Annotated in this window: 16 protein-coding genes; 2 read left to right on the top strand and 14 right to left on the bottom strand. The window is 71.6% G+C overall.

The genetic code is table 11. The annotated features are described in order from the left end of the window. Positions 1-167: 167 nt before the first annotated feature. From AC07F0_RS17305 to AC07F0_RS17295, 3 genes are all read right to left on the bottom strand, one after another. The gene (locus AC07F0_RS17305; RefSeq protein WP_478979715.1) at positions 168-1,310 is read right to left on the bottom strand and encodes a D-alanyl-D-alanine carboxypeptidase family protein; all 1,143 of its coding nucleotides are present in this window, start codon (positions 1,308-1,310) and stop codon (positions 168-170) included. 120 nt (positions 1,311-1,430) lie between these two features. Further along, positions 1,431-2,417: an aldo/keto reductase gene (locus AC07F0_RS17300; protein ID WP_478979713.1), complete on the bottom strand. Its 987-nt coding sequence runs from the start codon at positions 2,415-2,417 to the stop codon at positions 1,431-1,433. A 59-nt stretch (positions 2,418-2,476) separates the two neighbouring features. After that, positions 2,477-2,803 (bottom strand): nuclear transport factor 2 family protein, encoded by a 327-nt coding sequence (locus tag AC07F0_RS17295; protein WP_478979711.1) that lies wholly within the window; start codon positions 2,801-2,803, stop codon positions 2,477-2,479. Positions 2,804-2,959: 156 nt separating this feature from the next. On the opposite strand from AC07F0_RS17295, the gene AC07F0_RS17290 reads away from it, so the two are divergent. Then, positions 2,960-3,517, top strand: coding sequence for a DoxX family protein (locus tag AC07F0_RS17290; protein WP_478979710.1), 558 nt, complete (start codon positions 2,960-2,962; stop codon positions 3,515-3,517). 45 nt (positions 3,518-3,562) lie between these two features. Further along, on the top strand, positions 3,563-3,907 hold the full coding sequence (locus AC07F0_RS17285; protein WP_478979708.1) for a MazG-like family protein: 345 nt from the start codon (positions 3,563-3,565) through the stop codon (positions 3,905-3,907). A gap of 18 nt (positions 3,908-3,925) precedes the next feature. On the opposite strand, the gene AC07F0_RS17280 is transcribed toward AC07F0_RS17285, so the two are convergent. The 11 genes from AC07F0_RS17280 to AC07F0_RS17230 form a co-directional block, all read right to left on the bottom strand. Beyond that, a complete protein-coding gene (locus AC07F0_RS17280; RefSeq protein WP_478979706.1) occupies positions 3,926-4,708 on the bottom strand; it encodes a hypothetical protein in 783 nt (260 codons plus the stop codon). Positions 4,709-4,765: 57 nt separating this feature from the next. After that, positions 4,766-5,254 carry a hypothetical protein gene (locus AC07F0_RS17275; protein ID WP_478979704.1) on the bottom strand — a complete coding sequence of 163 codons (489 nt, stop codon included), beginning with the start codon at positions 5,252-5,254 and terminating at the stop codon, positions 4,766-4,768. Continuing rightward, positions 5,251-6,528 (bottom strand): MCE family protein, encoded by a 1,278-nt coding sequence (locus AC07F0_RS17270; protein WP_478979702.1) that lies wholly within the window; start codon positions 6,526-6,528, stop codon positions 5,251-5,253. Before AC07F0_RS17270 ends, AC07F0_RS17275 begins: the two co-directional genes overlap by 4 nt. Beyond that, the gene (locus tag AC07F0_RS17265; protein WP_478979701.1) at positions 6,525-7,820 is read right to left on the bottom strand and encodes an MCE family protein; all 1,296 of its coding nucleotides are present in this window, start codon (positions 7,818-7,820) and stop codon (positions 6,525-6,527) included. Before AC07F0_RS17265 ends, AC07F0_RS17270 begins: the two co-directional genes overlap by 4 nt. Then, positions 7,817-8,941 (bottom strand): MCE family protein, encoded by a 1,125-nt coding sequence (locus tag AC07F0_RS17260; protein ID WP_478979699.1) that lies wholly within the window; start codon positions 8,939-8,941, stop codon positions 7,817-7,819. Before AC07F0_RS17260 ends, AC07F0_RS17265 begins: the two co-directional genes overlap by 4 nt. Then, positions 8,938-9,945, bottom strand: coding sequence for an MCE family protein (locus AC07F0_RS17255; protein WP_478979922.1), 1,008 nt, complete (start codon positions 9,943-9,945; stop codon positions 8,938-8,940). The genes AC07F0_RS17260 and AC07F0_RS17255 overlap by 4 nt, the downstream gene beginning before the upstream one ends. Before the next feature lie 248 nt (positions 9,946-10,193). Next, complete coding sequence (locus AC07F0_RS17250; RefSeq protein WP_436726711.1) at positions 10,194-11,231, bottom strand: MCE family protein; 1,038 nt, start codon at positions 11,229-11,231, stop codon at positions 10,194-10,196. Beyond that, positions 11,228-12,469, bottom strand: coding sequence for an MCE family protein (locus AC07F0_RS17245; RefSeq protein ID WP_478979697.1), 1,242 nt, complete (start codon positions 12,467-12,469; stop codon positions 11,228-11,230). Before AC07F0_RS17245 ends, AC07F0_RS17250 begins: the two co-directional genes overlap by 4 nt. An 8-nt stretch (positions 12,470-12,477) precedes the next feature. Next, the gene (locus tag AC07F0_RS17240; RefSeq protein ID WP_020270085.1) at positions 12,478-13,293 is read right to left on the bottom strand and encodes an MlaE family ABC transporter permease; all 816 of its coding nucleotides are present in this window, start codon (positions 13,291-13,293) and stop codon (positions 12,478-12,480) included. 3 nt (positions 13,294-13,296) lie between these two features. After that, a complete protein-coding gene (locus AC07F0_RS17235; protein ID WP_010036858.1) occupies positions 13,297-14,067 on the bottom strand; it encodes an MlaE family ABC transporter permease in 771 nt (256 codons plus the stop codon). After that, entirely contained in the window at positions 14,064-14,993 is a 930-nt protein-coding gene (locus tag AC07F0_RS17230) for an ABC transporter ATP-binding protein (RefSeq protein ID WP_478979695.1), read from the bottom strand. The genes AC07F0_RS17235 and AC07F0_RS17230 overlap by 4 nt, the downstream gene beginning before the upstream one ends. Positions 14,994-15,352: the final 359 nt, after the last annotated feature.

Genomic DNA, 15,352 nt, shown 5'->3' with positions numbered 1-15,352 from the left:
CAGTTGGAGCAGACAGCTTCCGTCGGCCACATCCAGGGGGGTGGGCGGCAGTCGTTCCACAGGACCGGGTGGGGGTGGACCCCGCGTGGGACCGCGGGGTACGCACCGGTGCGCGTGGAACGACTGCCGCAAACGTCAAGGGCGGGGTGCCGCACGGCTGGTGGGCTTCATTCGCGGTGCCGTCCCCTCGCGGGCCGTCGCGCCCCGCGCCGGCGCAGCGCCCAGGCCCCGCCCGCCAGGAGCGCGACCGCGGTGCCGGCGCCTTCCGCCAGCCGCCCCGCCGAGGGTCCGCGCTCGACCGTACCGGCGGCGGCGATCCCGCGCCTGGGTGCCGGCTGTGCCCCCTGCCCCGCGCTCACCGGCTCGACCAGCGTGCCCACCGCCCGTGCCGACGCACCCTGCGCGAAACCCCAGTCCAGCAGAGCGGCGGCCTCCTCGTAGACGGCGTCGGCCCTGTCGGCGGGGTGCATGACGGTGACGAGCAGGGTGCGTCCGGCCCGCGTGGCGGCGCCGGTGAAGGTGTTGCCGGCGCGGGTCGTGTAGCCGTTCTTCACACCGATCAGCCCCGGATACGCCCGCAGGCCCCACGCCCCGCCCAGCAGCCGGTCGGTGTTCTGGATCTGGAACGTCTTGGCGCCGGCGGCCGGGAAGTCGGCCGTTCTCGTACGGCAGTAGGCGCGGAAGCCGGGGTCCCGCAGTCCGTACCGGGCGAAGAGCGTCAGGTCGTACGCCGAGGACAGCTGCCCCGGGTGGTCGAAGCCGTCCGGGCTGACCACGTGCGTGTCGAGGGCCTGGAGTTCCCGCGCCCTGGCCCGCATGTCGGCGACGGTCCTCGCCACACCGCCGTTCATATGGGCGAGGACGTGCACGGCGTCGTTCCCCAAGCGCAGGAAGACGCCCTGCCAGAGCTGGCGGACCGTGTACGTGGTGCCGGCCCGGATGCCGACGAGGCTGGAGCCCGCCGGGATGCCGGCGAGGTCGGCGGCGGTGACGGTGTGCCGGCTGCCGGGCGGGAACCGGTCGAGCACCGTGTCGGCGAACAGCATCTTCAGCGTGGACGCGGGCGGCAGCCGCCGGTGCGCCCGGTAGGCGGCCAGCACCTCGCCGCTGTCCTGGTCGGCGACCAGCCAGGACCGGGCGGTCAGCCTTGCGGGCAGTCCGGTGGTGCGGCCCGCCTGCACCGCGTCAGCGCCGAGGCGGTCGCCGCCGAGCACGGGCCCGGAGGCCCGGGCCGGTGCGGCGGCGGCGACCGGGGCGGCCATGGCCAGGGCGAGCACGGAACGTCTGGACAGCCGGGCTGAGTCACACATCCCGCGACGTTACGAAGCGGAACCACCTGGGCGTGCACGGAACGTTCAAAGACTCGCCCAAGGTCCCGCAAGGACCACGGTTGCCCGGCGCGATCCCGGACACCGCCCGGCGCCGGGCGGTCACCGCCCGAGCAGCCGGTCGACCTCGGCCAGCTGCGCGCCGGTCAGTGCCCCCTTCTCCAGCGCCGCCGCGTTCTCCTCCGCCTGGGCGACCGAACGGAAGCCCGGGATGGGAATCGTGCGCGGGCTGCGTGCCCACAACCAGGCCAGGGCGCCCTGGCCGAGCGTGCGGCCCCCGCTGGTGAGGACGTCCTTGAGGGCGTCGATGCGGGCGAGCCACTCCGGGTCGGCGCCGGATCCGTCACCGAAACCCTGGAGCCAGGCCGGGGGCCTGCTGCGGATGTCACCGGCCTCCAGCGGCTGCCGGGCCCGGCGTTTGCCGGTGAGCAGCCCCATGGCGAGCGGACTGCGGTTGATGCTCGCCAGGCCCGCCTCCTCGCACAGCCGGATCATCGCGGGCGCGTCCTGCAGGACGTTGAGCGTGTGCTGGACGGCGGCGCAGTGCGGTCCCTCGGCGAACACGGCGGCGCGTGCGGGGTCGTCGGTGCTCCACGCGTAGGCCCGTATCAGCCCCTCGCGGACCAGTTCCTCGCACGCGTCCCGGAGCAGGGCGGCCTGCTCGGTGTCCGCGTCGGAGAGATGGAACTGGTAGAGATCGACGTAGTCGGTGCCGAGCCGGTCCAGGGACGCGGTCAGGGCGCGGCGCAGGTGGTCCGGGGAGGCGTCGCCGCCGGTGCGGGTCCGGGTGTCCTCGTCGAACACGTTGCCCCACTTGGTGGCTACGATGACCTCGGCCCTGCGCTTGCCGAGGGCCCGGCCGAGCACACGTTCGCTGTGTCCGGCGCCGTAGGTGTCGGCGGTGTCGAAGAAGGTGACGCCCAGGTCGAGGGCGCGCCGCACCGCCCGCACCGACTCCTCGTCGTCGACCTTGCCCCAGCCGAGCGGCTGCCCGTCCGTGTCCTGCCATTCCCCGCCGATCGCCCAGCAGCCGAAGCCGAGGGCGCTCACCTCGATGCCGCTGCGTCCGAGCTGCCGTGTGGTTTCCATGCCCGGGAGGCTAGGAGTTGGAGTGCACTCGAACACAAGGCCCGCGGCGGGGTGGGTTTTCAGGCCTGGCCGGTCTCGAAGCGGGAGATCCTGCCGTCGTCGTCCACGGTGAAGCTCCACCGGGTGCGCATCTCGCCCCAGGTGTCGTTGCTGTAGTGGGCGATGAGGGCACGGCCGCCGTTGGACTCGTTGTCGACCTCCAGGTGGCCGTGGGAGGAGAAGATCTCCCGGTCGACCCAGTCGGCGAGGTCGCGCTCGGAGCCGTCGTCCGCCATGGTCGCGCCCGGTGCGAGAAGCGCCATGAAGGCTTCGCGGTCGTGGTTGTTCACGGCGGTCACGAAGGCGCGGACGGCCGGATCGCTGAGACGCGTGGTCTGAATCGTCATGCCAGTCAGCCTCGTACCGGCCGCCGGACCACGCCACCGGTGCCACCCGAACGGCGTCCCGGGCGAGTCCGCCGCGTGTCGGGGGGTGTCAGGGGTGCGACGGTGGAAACGCGACGGGGGGATGTTCTGTTCCTGCTGTCTGCTCCGGGAGACGACGTGAGGCGTTACGACCGACGTGATCTGGGCCTGCTGCTCCTCCGGCTGGGGACGGGCGGTGTGCTGGCCGCGCACGGCACGCAGAAGCTGTTCGGCTGGTTCGGCGGGCACGGCATCGAGGGGACCGGCCAGTTCATGGAGTCCGTCGGCTACGCCCCCGGCAAGGCGAGCGCGACGGCGGCGGGCCTCGCCGAGACCGGCGGCGGCACGCTGCTGGCCCTGGGCCTCGCCACACCGGCGGCCGGGGCCGCGGCGGCCGGTGCGATGGCGGGCGCGGCGGCGGTGCACGCGCCGAACGGCTTCTTCAACCAGAGCGGCGGCTACGAGTACGCGGCGACACTGGGCCTCACGGCCGCGGGCCTCGCCGTCACCGGCCCGGGCCGGCTCTCCCTGGACCACGCGCTCGGGCACGCCGTGAACCGCGGCTGGATGATCCCGGCGGCGTTCGCGGCGACGGCGGCGGGGACGGCGCTGATCGTGGGGGCGCGGGCCCGGCGGCTGCGGAAGGCGAAGGAGGGCGAGCAGGACGCGCTGTTCGAAGAGGAGTTCTTGGAGTAGCAGCGGCAGGGGGCACTGTCAGACCCTCGTGGCAGGCTGCCGCCCATGAGTGATCACACGCCGCCCGTGCCCGACCTGTGGACCACCATCGACACCCTGTCCGAGTGGCTCGACACCCACCGCCCGGTCGAGGGCCGCGAGGGCCTGCTCCTGCGCATCCTGAAACTGTCCGAGGAGGTCGGCGAGGTCTCCGAGGCGGTCATCGGCGCGACCGGCCAGAACCCGCGCAAGGGCGTGACCCACACCTGGGACGACGTGCAGTCGGAGCTGTGCGACGTCGTCATCACGGCACTGATGGCGCTGCGGACGCTGACGCCCGAGGCGCGGGAGGTGTTCGGGCGGCATCTGGAGCGGGTGCGGGAGCGGTCACTGGCCTCGGCAGCGGGCTGATCCGAGGCGGAGCCGCCTTCACAGCGCGTCCACCGCGCTCACCTTCCACCCGTCGCCCGTGCGGTTCATCGTCATCCGCACCCGGTTCTGGTCCACTCGGGCCCCCGAGACCTGGGTGCTCTCGGTGACCTGGTTGACGAAGAGCAGGACCACGACCTTGTCGGGGGAGGCCGAGACGACGGAGGCGGCCGGGGTGCCGCCGGTGGCGGGTGCGGCGACCGTGGCCTTCACCACGCCGTGGTACTTCTCGGCCGTGGGGCCGACCACGGTCTTCGTGGTCCTGCCGTACTCGTCGCGGAAGTCGCCGGTCAGGTGGGCACGGGCCCTGGAGAAGTCCTTGTCCAGGCGGCGGTAGTCGTACGACAGGACGATCGGCGCCGCCTCGCGCGCGGCCGCGAGCGCCTCGGTCCGGGCGGTCTCCGTCAGGCGGCCGTCGCGGTACTGCCGTCCCAGGGCGGCGAGCGCGACCAGGCCGACGACGAGCAGGACGGCCAGGACCAGGGTGAGCGGCCTCCGACGGCCGCCGGGGCCGGGCTCGCTCCGGTCCTGTGGCCCGTCCTCCTCGAACGACTCCGGCGACGGCTCCGGCGGGTCGTCCCAGCCGTTCTTCGGGGCCTCGACGAGGACGGTGCGTCCGGCACGTGGCCGCTCGGCCCGGCGCGGGGACCGCTCGTCGCCGGCCGTCGCCGCGCCCGTTTCACGGTGGCCGCGCTCCGCGCGCTTCGCCGCCGCGCGGGCGGCCGCCGTCATGGTGCGGCGGGTGCCGGGGCCGGGGGCGCGGCCGGTGGTCGTCTTCGGCATGGTGGTACTCCTCGTGCTCCTCGTCGGTGTTTGCCGGTCTGCGGATCGGCCCGTGGGTCAGCCGACGAACTCGACGTCGGACGTCAGCCAGCGGCCGTCCTTGTGCACGAGGTCGAGCTGGAGCCGGTACGTGCGCGCCTCCCCCTCGGGCGCGGCGGTGTTGGTCACCTTGCTGTCGGCGACCACCAGTACCCGGGCCGAGTCCTCGTCGGAGCGGACGATGCCCGCCTCCAGGACCTGGCCCTGCGACACGGACTTGTTCTGGGCCACCAGCTTCGTCAACTGGTCCGTCTGCGCGGTGAACTGCTTCTTGAACTCGCCGGTCGCGCCCGCCAGTACGTTCGCGCTGTCGCGGTCGTAGTGCCGGTAGTCGAGGGAGGTGAAGTTCAGCGCCGACTGGCGGGCGGCGGCCAGGATGCCCTGGCGTCGCTGGTCCGCCTCGCGCTGTTCGTAGAGGCCGAAGGCCAGCCAGAGCGCCAGTGCTGTGGTGCCGACGGTCGCCGCGACGAGTCCCGCCGTCAGCACTCCGGGTCGCACCGGCCTCATGCCACGGGGCCAACGAGCAGCCATTGCCACGACTCCTTTCCGAACACGGCCTGCTGGCCGCCCGTCGAGCCGATCTCGACGTTCCTTCCGTCCGGGCCGGTGGTGGTACCGGTCTCCGGGTCGTACGGGGTGACGTACGCCGCCTGGTTCGCGCCGCCGCCTGCGGTCGACGCGCCAGGGGCGTTCTGCGCGCCCCGTACCGACGACTGGCTGCCGCGCGGGAGCGTGCAGCGGGCGTCGGTGTTCGCCTCGCGTGTGCTGGTGTCCGCGGGGTCGCGGCGTGCCGTGCCGTACCCCTGGGTGCAGGCCGGCGGGTCGTCGGCGTTCAGCACCAGGCCGAAGTGGGTGGTGCCGTCGCCCGGGACGACCGTGTAGCTGCCCGCGACCATCAGCGGGAAGGTGACCAGGGCCTGCTCGACGCCGGGGAGACGGGCCAGCGTGACCTGGCCGCCGCTGATCAGGTTGGCCAGCAGGACCGACAGCTGCGGCCCGGTCGACTTCAGCAGCGAGTTCAGCTCCTGCGCCGCCGGCCGCGCGTTGCCGATCAGCTTGCGCAGGTCCCCGTCGCTCGCCTTCAACTGGGCCGAGAGCGCCGCCAGATCACGCGCGAACGACTTGATCGACGAGCCCTGGTCGGCCTGCGTCTTGAGGACCTTGCGTGAGTCCTCGATCAGGGCGATCGTCTCCGGCAGCGCCTCGGACGCCGACTCGACCAGGGTGTTGCCCGAGTCCACCAGGCGGCTCAGGTTCGGGCCCGTACCGGCGAACGCCTTGCCCAGCTCGTCGACCGTGACGCCCAGGTCGTCCTTGCCGACCGAGTTCACCAGGCGGTCCAGGCTGAGGACCATGTCCGTCGTCGACAGCGGCACCCGCGTGCTCTCGCGCGGGATCGTGCTGCCGTCCAGCAGGTACGGGCCGCGGGAGGTGCGGGGCTGGAGGTCGACGTACTGCTCGCCCACCGCCGAACGGTTCGCCACCACTGCCAGCGTGTCCGCCGGGATGCGCGGCGCCCCGTCCTCGATGTCGAGCGCGACCGAGACGCCGTCCGGGCCGGTCAGGCGCAGTGCGCCGACCTTGCCCACCGGCACCCCGCGGTAGGTGACCTCGGCGCCGGGGAAGACGCCCCCGGAGTCGGCGAAGTCGGCCCGCACGGTGTAGCCGCGGTCCAGGACCTCGTCCACCAGGCCCGTGTACTCGGCGCCGACGTACGACACCCCCACGGCGGTGAGGGTGGCGAAGGCCATCAGTTGCGCCTTGACCATACGGGTGATCACGGCTGGACCCCCTTCAGCATCAGCTCGGCGAGTTCGAGGTCGATCCCCTCGGGCCAGTCGCCCCCGCCGCGGTGGCCGCCGGAGCCGTAGCCGGCGGTGCACACCGGCGGGCACAGCGGGTCGTCGCCGCCCGCGGGGGCCGACGGCACGCTCGGACCGCTCGGCAGCGCGGTGGGCTTCGGCACGTCCGGGAGATCCGGTGCCTCCGGGAGATCCGGTACGTCCGGCAGGTCCGGGGCCTCGGGAAGCTCCGGCACCTGTGTGTCCCCGCCGTTCCCGCCGCCCGGCTCGTCCGTCAGGTTGCCGTAGATCCCGGGCAGGTCGAGGTCCGCCGTGATGTGCAGGTTGACGTAGTCACCCTTGATGGCGTCCACCACGTTGCGCGGGAACGGGTACGTCGTCAGCAGCTCCAGGGAGTTGGGCAGGTCGCTGCCCGCCTTGTTGAGCTGTCGCAGGATCGGCCGCAGCCGCTTGAGGTTGGCGACCGTGTCCTCGTGGGAGGCGTTGACCACCTTGGTGCCGGTTTTGCCCAGCTTGGACAGGGCGGTGAGCATCCTCGTCAGGTCGCGGCGCTGGTCGGCCAGGACCTTCAGGGCGGGCGGCATGGCGTCGACGGCGTCGGCGATCGTCGTCTTCTCCTTGCCCAGCCGTTTGGCCAGCCGGTCCACGGCCTTCAGCGCGCGGACGATGTCCCGGCGCTGGTCGTCCAGGCCGCCGATGAAGGTGTCGAGCTCCTCGATCAGGGACTTGACCCGGTTCTCCCGGCCCTCCAGGGCCTTGTTCAGCTCCGTGGTGATCGTCTTGAGCTGGGCCACGCCGCCGCCGTTGAGCAGCGCGGACAGCGCGGACAGCACCTCCTCGACCTCCGGGTTACGGCTGCTGCGGGACAGGGGGATCACATCACCGTCGCGGAGCCGCCCGACCGGCGTGCCTTCCGGCGGCCCGGCCAGTGCCACGTACTTCTCGCCGAGCATGCTGGTCTGCCGCAGCCCGGCCACGGCGTTGGCGGGCAGCTTCACCGAGTCGGCGACCCGGAGGCGGACCCTCGCGTGCCAGCCCTCCAGCTCCACCTTCTCCACCGCGCCCACGGTGACGTTGTCGACCTTGACCGCCGACTGCGGCACCAGGTCGAGGACGTCGCGGAACTCGACGGTGACGTGGTAGGCGTGGCCGTCGGCGGCGGCTCCGCCGGGGAGCGGGACGTCGTACCAGCCGTTGAACTCGCAGCCGGACAGCAGCAGCGTCCCGACGGCCGCCCACGCGACGGCCCCGCCCTTGCGCAGTGGCCTCATGCGCGTGCCCCCAGGATTCCGCCGAGGGTGCGGTCGACCGTGCCGGGGGCCGCGGCGCCCTCGGGTACTTCGGGCACTTCGGGCAGGGAGTCGAAGAGGTCCCTCAGGTCCTTGCAGTCGGTCTTGTCCCCGGTCGTCTTCAGGATCGAGCACAGCAGGGAGGCCGGATCCTGCGGGTGGTCGGGGTTGTTGCGGGTGTCGAGGGTGCCGGCGGCGGGGTTGTAGGCGTTGTTCAGGTTCGACATGCCCGTCGGCGCGACCTCCAGCAGCTCCTCCAGCGCCGCCCGTTGGGTGACGAGCACCTTGGTCACCTTGCTCAGGCCCTCCACGTTCGACGTCAGGGACTTCTTGTTCTTCTTCACGAAGGCGGACACGTCACCGAGGGCCGTGCCGAGGTTCTTGAGCGCCGCCGCCAGGTCCTTGCGCTCGCCCGCAAGTTGCTCGGCGACCTTGGCGAGGCTGCTGTTGAACGACCGCACGCTCTTGTCGTCCGCCGCCAGCGCCGCCGTGAACACCTGGAGGTTGCGGACGGTGCCGAACAGGTCTTTGCGGCCGTCGGAGAGAGTGGTGACCGCCTCCGAGAGGTCCTCGACCGTCCGGTGGAGGTTCTTCCCCTGGCCGTCGAGGTTGTCGGCGCTGACGCCGAGCAGCCGTGACAGGGCGCCGTCCTTGTTGGCGCCCTCGGGACCGAGCGCCTCGGCCGTGGTGTGCAGGCTGTCGAAGACGCGGTCCAGTTCGACCGGTACGGCCGTACGCGACTCGGGGATCTCGTCGCCGTCCCGCAGCACCGGACCGCTCCGGTACACCGGCAGCAGCTGCACGTAACGGTCGCTGACCACAGAGGAGTTGATGATCGCGGCCTGCGCGTTTGCCGGGATCTTGCGGTCCGCGTCGTACTCCAGCTCCACCCGCACCCGGCCGCCCTCCGGCGTGATCTTCTTGACCTCGCCGATCCGCACGCCCAGCACGCGGACGTCCGAGCCGGGGTAGATGCCGACGGTGCGGGGGAAGTACGCCGTGACGCGGGCCGGCTCGGTCCGCGGCCACAGGACGTAGGCCAGCGCGGCGACCACGGCCAGGGCGGTCAGCAGGGCCAGGGGCTTCTTCCAGCGGTTGCTCATCGCGCGCCTCCCGTCCCCGTCCGCGGCACGACCGGGGCGGCGACCAGGTTCTGGACGTAGGAGTCGAACCAGCGGCCGTTGCCGAGGGTGTTGGTGAAGACCCGTACGTAGGGGGCCAGGAGCTTGATGCTCCGCTCCAGGCCGGCTTGGTTGCGTTCGAGCATCTTCACCACGGTGTTGAGGCCCTTGAGCGCGGGCCCGATCTCCTTCTCGTTGTCCTGGACCAGGCCGGAGAGCTCGATGCCGAGCGCGGCGGAGGTCTTCAGCAGCTTGTGGATCGCCGCCCGCCGCTTGCTGATCTCCTTGAACAGCTTGTCGCCGTCCTCGACCAGGGCGGTGAAGTCGCCCGACCGCTCGGCGAGTACGCCCGTCACGCCGTTCGCATGGTCGAGGAGCTCCCCGAGGGCCTTGTCGCGCGAGGCCACCGTCCGGGAGATCTTCGACAGGCCCTTGATGGACGCCCGTACCTCGTGCGGTGAGTCCTCGAAGGTGGTGGAGATGGTGTCCAGGGCCTTGGCCAGCCGGTCGGTGTCGACCTTCTCCGTCGTGGTGGTGAGATCGCTGAACGCCTGCACGACGTCGTACGCGGGGACGGTCCGCCGCAGCGGGATCTCGCTGCCCGGCTCCAGTTGGCCTCGTCCCTTGGGGTGCAGGGCGAGGTACTTCGCGCCGAGGATCGTCTTGACCCGGATCGACGCGCCGGTCTCGGTGCCGAACCCCGGCTCGCCCTTGATCTTGAAGGTGACCTTGACGTGGTCGCCGTCCAGGTCGACCTCCTCGACCTTGCCGACCTTGACCCCGGCGATCCGCACCTCGTCGCCCGGCTTGAGACCGCCCGCCTCCGCGAAGGCGGCGCTGTACGTCTCTCCGTCGCCGATCACCGGAAGGCGGTCGGCGTTGAACGCGGCCACGGTCAGCAGCGCGAGGACGGTGAGTCCGACGGCGCCGATGACGACGGGATTGCGCTCACGGAAGGGGCCGAGGCGCGGACGGCGCAGCCGTATCCCCGGCAGCTTCGGCGGGTCGACCCGGACCTTGATCAGCGGCTGCGGGCGCGGCGTGCGGCGCGGCAGGAGCCGTACCTCCGGCAGTCGCACGCGAGGCAGCTTCGGCGGGTCGACCCGGACCTTGACCAGCGGCTGGGGACGCGGCGTGCGGCGCGGCAGGAGCCGTACCTCCGGCAGACGCACGCGAGGCAGCTTCGGCGGTTCCACCCGCACCGTGACCAGCGGCTCCGGGCGGCGCTTGCGGCTCATGACCCACACCTCGCCCTCGCCACGTGCATCTCGGGCGTGAGCACCTGCTTCGTCTTCGGCAGCACGATCCGGCCGTCGAAGTCGCACAGGTAGAAGTTGAACCACGAGCCGTAGGACGCCGTCCCCGTCAGCTCGTTCAGCTTGTTCGGCAGCCGCTTCAGCACGCCCTCCACGGTCTTCTCGTTGTCGTTCAGCGTCCCGGTGAGGTCGGTCAGCTCCGCGATGTCGTCCTTCAGCGGCGGACGCGCGTCCTTCAGCAGGCCCGAGGTGGCCTCCGTCAGATCGCCGATGCTCACCAGCGACTGGCCGATGGGCTTGCGGTCGGCGGACAGGCCGGAGATGACCCGGCGCAGCTGCTTGAGCAGTCCGGAGAAGCGGGCGCCGCGCTTGTCGAGCGTCTTCAGCACGGTGTTGAGGTTGTCGATCACCGAGCCGATCAGCTTGTCGCGGCCGGCCAGTGTCGTGGTGAGCGACGCCGTGTGCGTCAGCAGGCTGTTGACGGTGCCGCCCTCGCCCTGGAGGGTCTTGATGATCTCGGTGGCGAGCTGGTTGACGTCCTTCGGGCTGAGCGCGGCGAACAGCGGCTTGAAGCCGTTCAGCAGCGCGTTCAGGTCGAGGGCGGGCTGGGTGCGCGCGAGCGGGATCGTGCCGCCGGGGCGCAGCCGGGTGCCGTCGCCGGCGCCCTCGGTGAGCGCGACGTAGCGCTGCCCGACCAGGTTGCGGTAGCGGATGACGGCACCGGTGCTGGTGAGCAGCGGCCGGTCCTGGCTGACCGTGAAGGTGACCTCGGCCAGCGTCCGGTCCTTGATCCGGATGCCCTCGACCTCGCCGACCCGCACTCCGGCCACCCGGATGTCGTCGCCCTCCTCCAGGCCGGTGACATCGCTGAAGACCGCGCGGTACTCGTGCTCGGGGGTGAAGGAGATGTTCACGATGGTGGCGGCGAGCAGGGCCGTCGCCACCACCGTCACCAGCGCGAAGAGACTGAACTTGATCAGCGGGGCGGCGGTCTGCCGGGCTCCTGCGGTGCTCATGCGACGCTCACCGCCGTCCCGCGTGCCATCGGCCCGAACAGCAGCGTCGCGACCGGCGGCACCTCGTCCGCGGGCACGCCCAGCACCGGCGCCACGAGCGAGCCGACGGCCCGCTGCTCGGCCCGGGTGGCGGAGACGCCGAGCGGACCGCCCGAGGCCGAGCTCGCCTTCTTGGAACCGTCGTCGAGGTGGGCGCCGGGCGCCGGCACCGGAGGATGTGGCAGATCACGGCAGTTGGGGCCGGACCGCTCGCCGTAGCGCGGTTCCTCACCCGGTTCGTACGCGCCCTGCGGCCGTACGACCTCCAGCGTGATGTGCATCTTTCCGCCCCGGAAGGCCTCCTCGGACGCCTTCTCCTGCCGGACCAGGCCGGCCAGCAGACAGGGGTACTGGGGCGAGTAGCGGGCGAACAGCTCCAGCGTGGGGCGGGAGACCCGGCCGAGGGTGATCAGCCGGTCGCCGTTGGTGTCGAGGAAGTCCTCGGCGGTGCCCGCGACGGTCGCCGTGGTCGTCAGCGCCGCCGCCAGCCGGTCCTTCTGATCGACGATCGTCCGGCTGGTGGTGACGGTGTTGCGCAGGATCTCCATCAGGTCGGGCGCCGCGTCGCCGTAGACCTCGGCGACGTCGGCGAAGCGTGCGATGTCCTCTTTCAGGGACGGCAGGTGCGGATTGAGGCGGCGCAGGTAGGCCTCCACTCGCGTGAGGTTGTCACCGATCCGGTCGCCGCGGCCCTCCAGGGCGGTGGCGAACGCGGAGAGCGTGGCGTTGAGCTTGCCGGGCTGCACGGTCCGCAGCAGCGGCAGCAGGTCGTTCATCAGCTGCTGGACCTCGATGCCGACGCGGGTGCGGTCCTGGGTGATGACGTCCCCGGCGCGGATGGGCCGGCCCGATGAGCCGCGCGGCGCGACCAGGTCGACGTACTTCTCGCCGAACAGCGTCTTGGGCAGCAGGCGCGCGTGCACGTCGGACGGGATCTGGGCGACGTGCTCCGGCTTCAGCGCGATGTCGAGCGTCGCCTTCGTCCCGTCGGCCCGCACCTCGCGCACCTCGCCGACCAGCAGCCCGCGCAGCTTGACGTCGGCGCGCGGATCGAGCTGGTTGCCGAGGCTGTCGGCCTCCAGCGTGATCCGCACGACCGGCGTGAACGCCTGCCGGTAGACGGCGACGGACAGGGACAGCAGCAACGCGAGCACGGCGATGAAGACGACGCCGTACAACCGCAGTCTCAGAACCCTCATACGGCGGCTCACCCCGCGATCCGTACGGTCGTGCTGGCGCCCCAGATCGCCAGCGACAGGAAGAAGTCCAGGACGTTGATCGCCACGATCGAGGTCCGCACCGCACGGCCCACCGCGACGCCGACGCCCGCCGGGCCGCCGCTCGCGTAGTAGCCGTAGAAGCAGTGCACCAGGATGATCAGGACGGCGAAGACCAGCACCTTCCCGAAGGACCACAACACGTCCACCGGGGGCAGGTACTGCTGGAAGTAGTGGTCGTACGTGCCCGTGGACTGCCCGTAGTAGCCGGTGGTGATGGTGCGGGCGGCCAGGTACGAGGACAGCAGGCCGATCACGTACAGCGGGATGACGGCCACGAACCCGGCGATCATCCGCGTCGTCACGAGGAACGGCAGCGAGGGCACGCCCATGACCTCCAGCGCGTCGGTCTCCTCGCTGATCCGCATCGCGCCGAGCTGCGCGGTGAACCCGGCGCCGACGGTCGCGGAGAGGGCGAGCCCGGCCACCAGCGGAGCGATCTCACGGGTGTTGAAGTACGCCGAGAGGAACGCGACGAAGTTGGAGGTGCCGAGCTGGTTGAGCGCGGCGTACCCCTGCAAGCCCACTTCCGTGCCGGTGAAGAACGACAGGAAGGCGATCACGCCGACCGTGCCGCCCACGACGGCGAGCGCGCCCCGGCCGAAGCTCACCTCGGCGAGCAGCCGCAGGATCTCCTTCTTGTAGCGGCGCAGGGTGCGGCCGGTCCAGGCCAGCGAGCGGCCGTAGAAGGAGAGTTGGGTGCCCAGCGCCTCTAGGGACTTCAGTGGGCGGTCGATGAGTCTCATCGGCTAACCCCTCTGGGGGACGACCTGGAAGTACACCGCGGTCATCACGAAGTTGGTCACGAACAGCAACATGAAGGTGATCACCACCGACTGGTTCACCGCGTCGCCCACGCCCTTGGGACCGCCCTTCGCGGTCAGCCCCTTGTAGGAGGCGACGATCCCGGCGATCGCGCCGAACACCAGCGCCTTGACCTCGGCCGCCCACAGGTCGGAGAGCTGGGCGAGGGTGGTGAAGGAGGCCAGGTAGGCGCCGGGAGTGCCGTTCTGGAGAACGACGTTGAAGAAGTAGCCGCCCGCCACGCCGACCACCGACACCAGGCCGTTGAGCAGCACCGCCACCAGCATCGACGCCAGCACGCGGGGGACGACCAGCCGGTGGATGGGGTCGATGCCCAGGACCTGCATCGCGTCGATCTCGTCGCGGATCTTCCGCGCCCCGAGGTCGGCGCAGATCGCCGTGCCGCCGGCGCCCGCGATCAGCAGCGCGGTGACGATCGGCGAGGCCTCCCGCAGCACGGCGAGCACGGAGGCGGCCCCGGAGAAGGACTGGGCGCCGAGCTGCCGGGTGAGGCTGCCGATCTGGAGCGCGATGACCGCACCGAACGGGATGGAGACCAGGGCCGTCGGCAGAATGGTGACGCTCGCGACGAACCACGTCTGCTGGATGAACTCCCGCGCTTGGAAAGGCCGTCGGGGGATCGTCCGGACGACGTCCAGCGCCATCGCGAAGAGGCTGCCCGAGTGCCGCAGCGCTCCCACCGGTGACAGGCTCACGCGCCGGCCACCTCCTTCTGGTGCAGCGCCGCCTCGCGCCGGGCGATCGCCTGCCAGCGGGGTGACCGGGCGATGCCCGGCCCCGGCAGCAGGCGTGGAGCCGGCTCCGGAACGCCCGCGCTGTCGTCGATCTGCGCGAGCTCCTGCTCGACCTGCGCCGCGTCCTTCTCCTCCGCCATGCCGATCGGGCCCTGCATCCGGCCGTTCAGGAACTGCCGTACGACGGGCTCGTCGCTGGCCAGCAGTTCCTCGCGCGGCCCGAACATCACCAGCTCCCGGCGGAACAGCAGCCCGATGTTGTCCGGCACCTGGCGGGCCGAGGCGATGTCGTGCGTGACGATCAGGAAGGTCGCGTCGATCTGGGCGTTGAGGTCGACGATGAGCTGGTTGAGGTAGGCCACGCGGACCGGGTCGAGACCTGAGTCAGGCTCGTCGAAGAGGATGATCTCGGGGTCGAGGACGAGCGCCCGGGCCAGCCCGGCGCGCTTGCGCATACCGCCGGATATCTCACCGGGCAGCTTCCCCTCCGCCCCGATCAGCCCGACCATGTCCATCTTCTCCAGCACGATGCGCCGGATGTCGCTCTCGGACTTACGGGTGTGCTCGCGCAGCGGGAAGGCGATGTTGTCGTACAGGTTCATCGAGCCGAACAGCGCGCCGTCCTGGAACAGCACGCCGAAGAGCTTGCGCACCTCGTACAGGTCGTGCTCGCGGAGCCTCGTGATGTCCCGGCCCTGGATCGTGATCGACCCGCGCTCCGGCTTGAGCAGACCGACGAGCGTCTTGAGGAACACCGACTTGCCCGTGCCGGAGGGGCCGAGCATGACCGAGACCTCCCCGGCGGGCAGCGTCAGCGAGACGTCCTGCCAGATGACCTGGTGGCCGAAGGACTTGGTCAGCCCTTCCACACAGATCTCGACACCCATCCGGTCCACCCTTCAGCCCGTGGAGCAGCTCTGACATCTGCTCTACGGGGAGGGGCGGGGGGTCCGTCGCTCGGGTGGCGGATTTTTTTCGAGTGGGTTCCGGGCGGGTTTCCCGGCGGGGGGCCGGGCGGGACTCCCGGCGGGATGCCGGGCGGGACTCCCGGTGGGACGCAGGGCGGGGTTCCCGGTGGGACGCAGGGCGAGGCTCCCGGTGGGACGCAGGGCGAGGCTCCCGGTGGGACGCAGGGCGAGGCTCCCGGTGGGACGCAGGGCGAGGCTCCCGGCGGGACGCAGGGCGAGGCTCCCGGCGGGACGCAGGGCGAGGCTCCCGGCGGGGCGCCCGGCGACACTCCCGGCGG

The organism is Streptomyces sp. NPDC045955, assembly GCF_056430805.1.
The sequence above is the reverse complement of the archived record's forward strand: the minus strand, read 5'-3'. Positions and strand labels throughout refer to the sequence as shown.

Coding starts and splice junctions, on each gene's coding strand:
- AC07F0_RS17305 (WP_478979715.1), bottom strand. CDS start 1,310: ATGTGTGACTCAGCCCGGCTGTCCAGACGTTCCGTGCTCGCCCTGGCC.
- AC07F0_RS17300 (WP_478979713.1), bottom strand. CDS start 2,417: ATGGAAACCACACGGCAGCTCGGACGCAGCGGCATCGAGGTGAGCGCC.
- AC07F0_RS17295 (WP_478979711.1), bottom strand. CDS start 2,803: ATGACGATTCAGACCACGCGTCTCAGCGATCCGGCCGTCCGCGCCTTC.
- AC07F0_RS17285 (WP_478979708.1), top strand. CDS start 3,563: ATGAGTGATCACACGCCGCCCGTGCCCGACCTGTGGACCACCATCGAC.
- AC07F0_RS17280 (WP_478979706.1), bottom strand. CDS start 4,708: ATGCCGAAGACGACCACCGGCCGCGCCCCCGGCCCCGGCACCCGCCGC.
- AC07F0_RS17275 (WP_478979704.1), bottom strand. CDS start 5,254: ATGAGGCCGGTGCGACCCGGAGTGCTGACGGCGGGACTCGTCGCGGCG.
- AC07F0_RS17265 (WP_478979701.1), bottom strand. CDS start 7,820: ATGAGGCCACTGCGCAAGGGCGGGGCCGTCGCGTGGGCGGCCGTCGGG.
- AC07F0_RS17260 (WP_478979699.1), bottom strand. CDS start 8,941: ATGAGCAACCGCTGGAAGAAGCCCCTGGCCCTGCTGACCGCCCTGGCC.
- AC07F0_RS17250 (WP_436726711.1), bottom strand. CDS start 11,231: ATGAGCACCGCAGGAGCCCGGCAGACCGCCGCCCCGCTGATCAAGTTC.
- AC07F0_RS17245 (WP_478979697.1), bottom strand. CDS start 12,469: ATGAGGGTTCTGAGACTGCGGTTGTACGGCGTCGTCTTCATCGCCGTG.
- AC07F0_RS17240 (WP_020270085.1), bottom strand. CDS start 13,293: ATGAGACTCATCGACCGCCCACTGAAGTCCCTAGAGGCGCTGGGCACC.
- AC07F0_RS17230 (WP_478979695.1), bottom strand. CDS start 14,993: ATGGGTGTCGAGATCTGTGTGGAAGGGCTGACCAAGTCCTTCGGCCAC.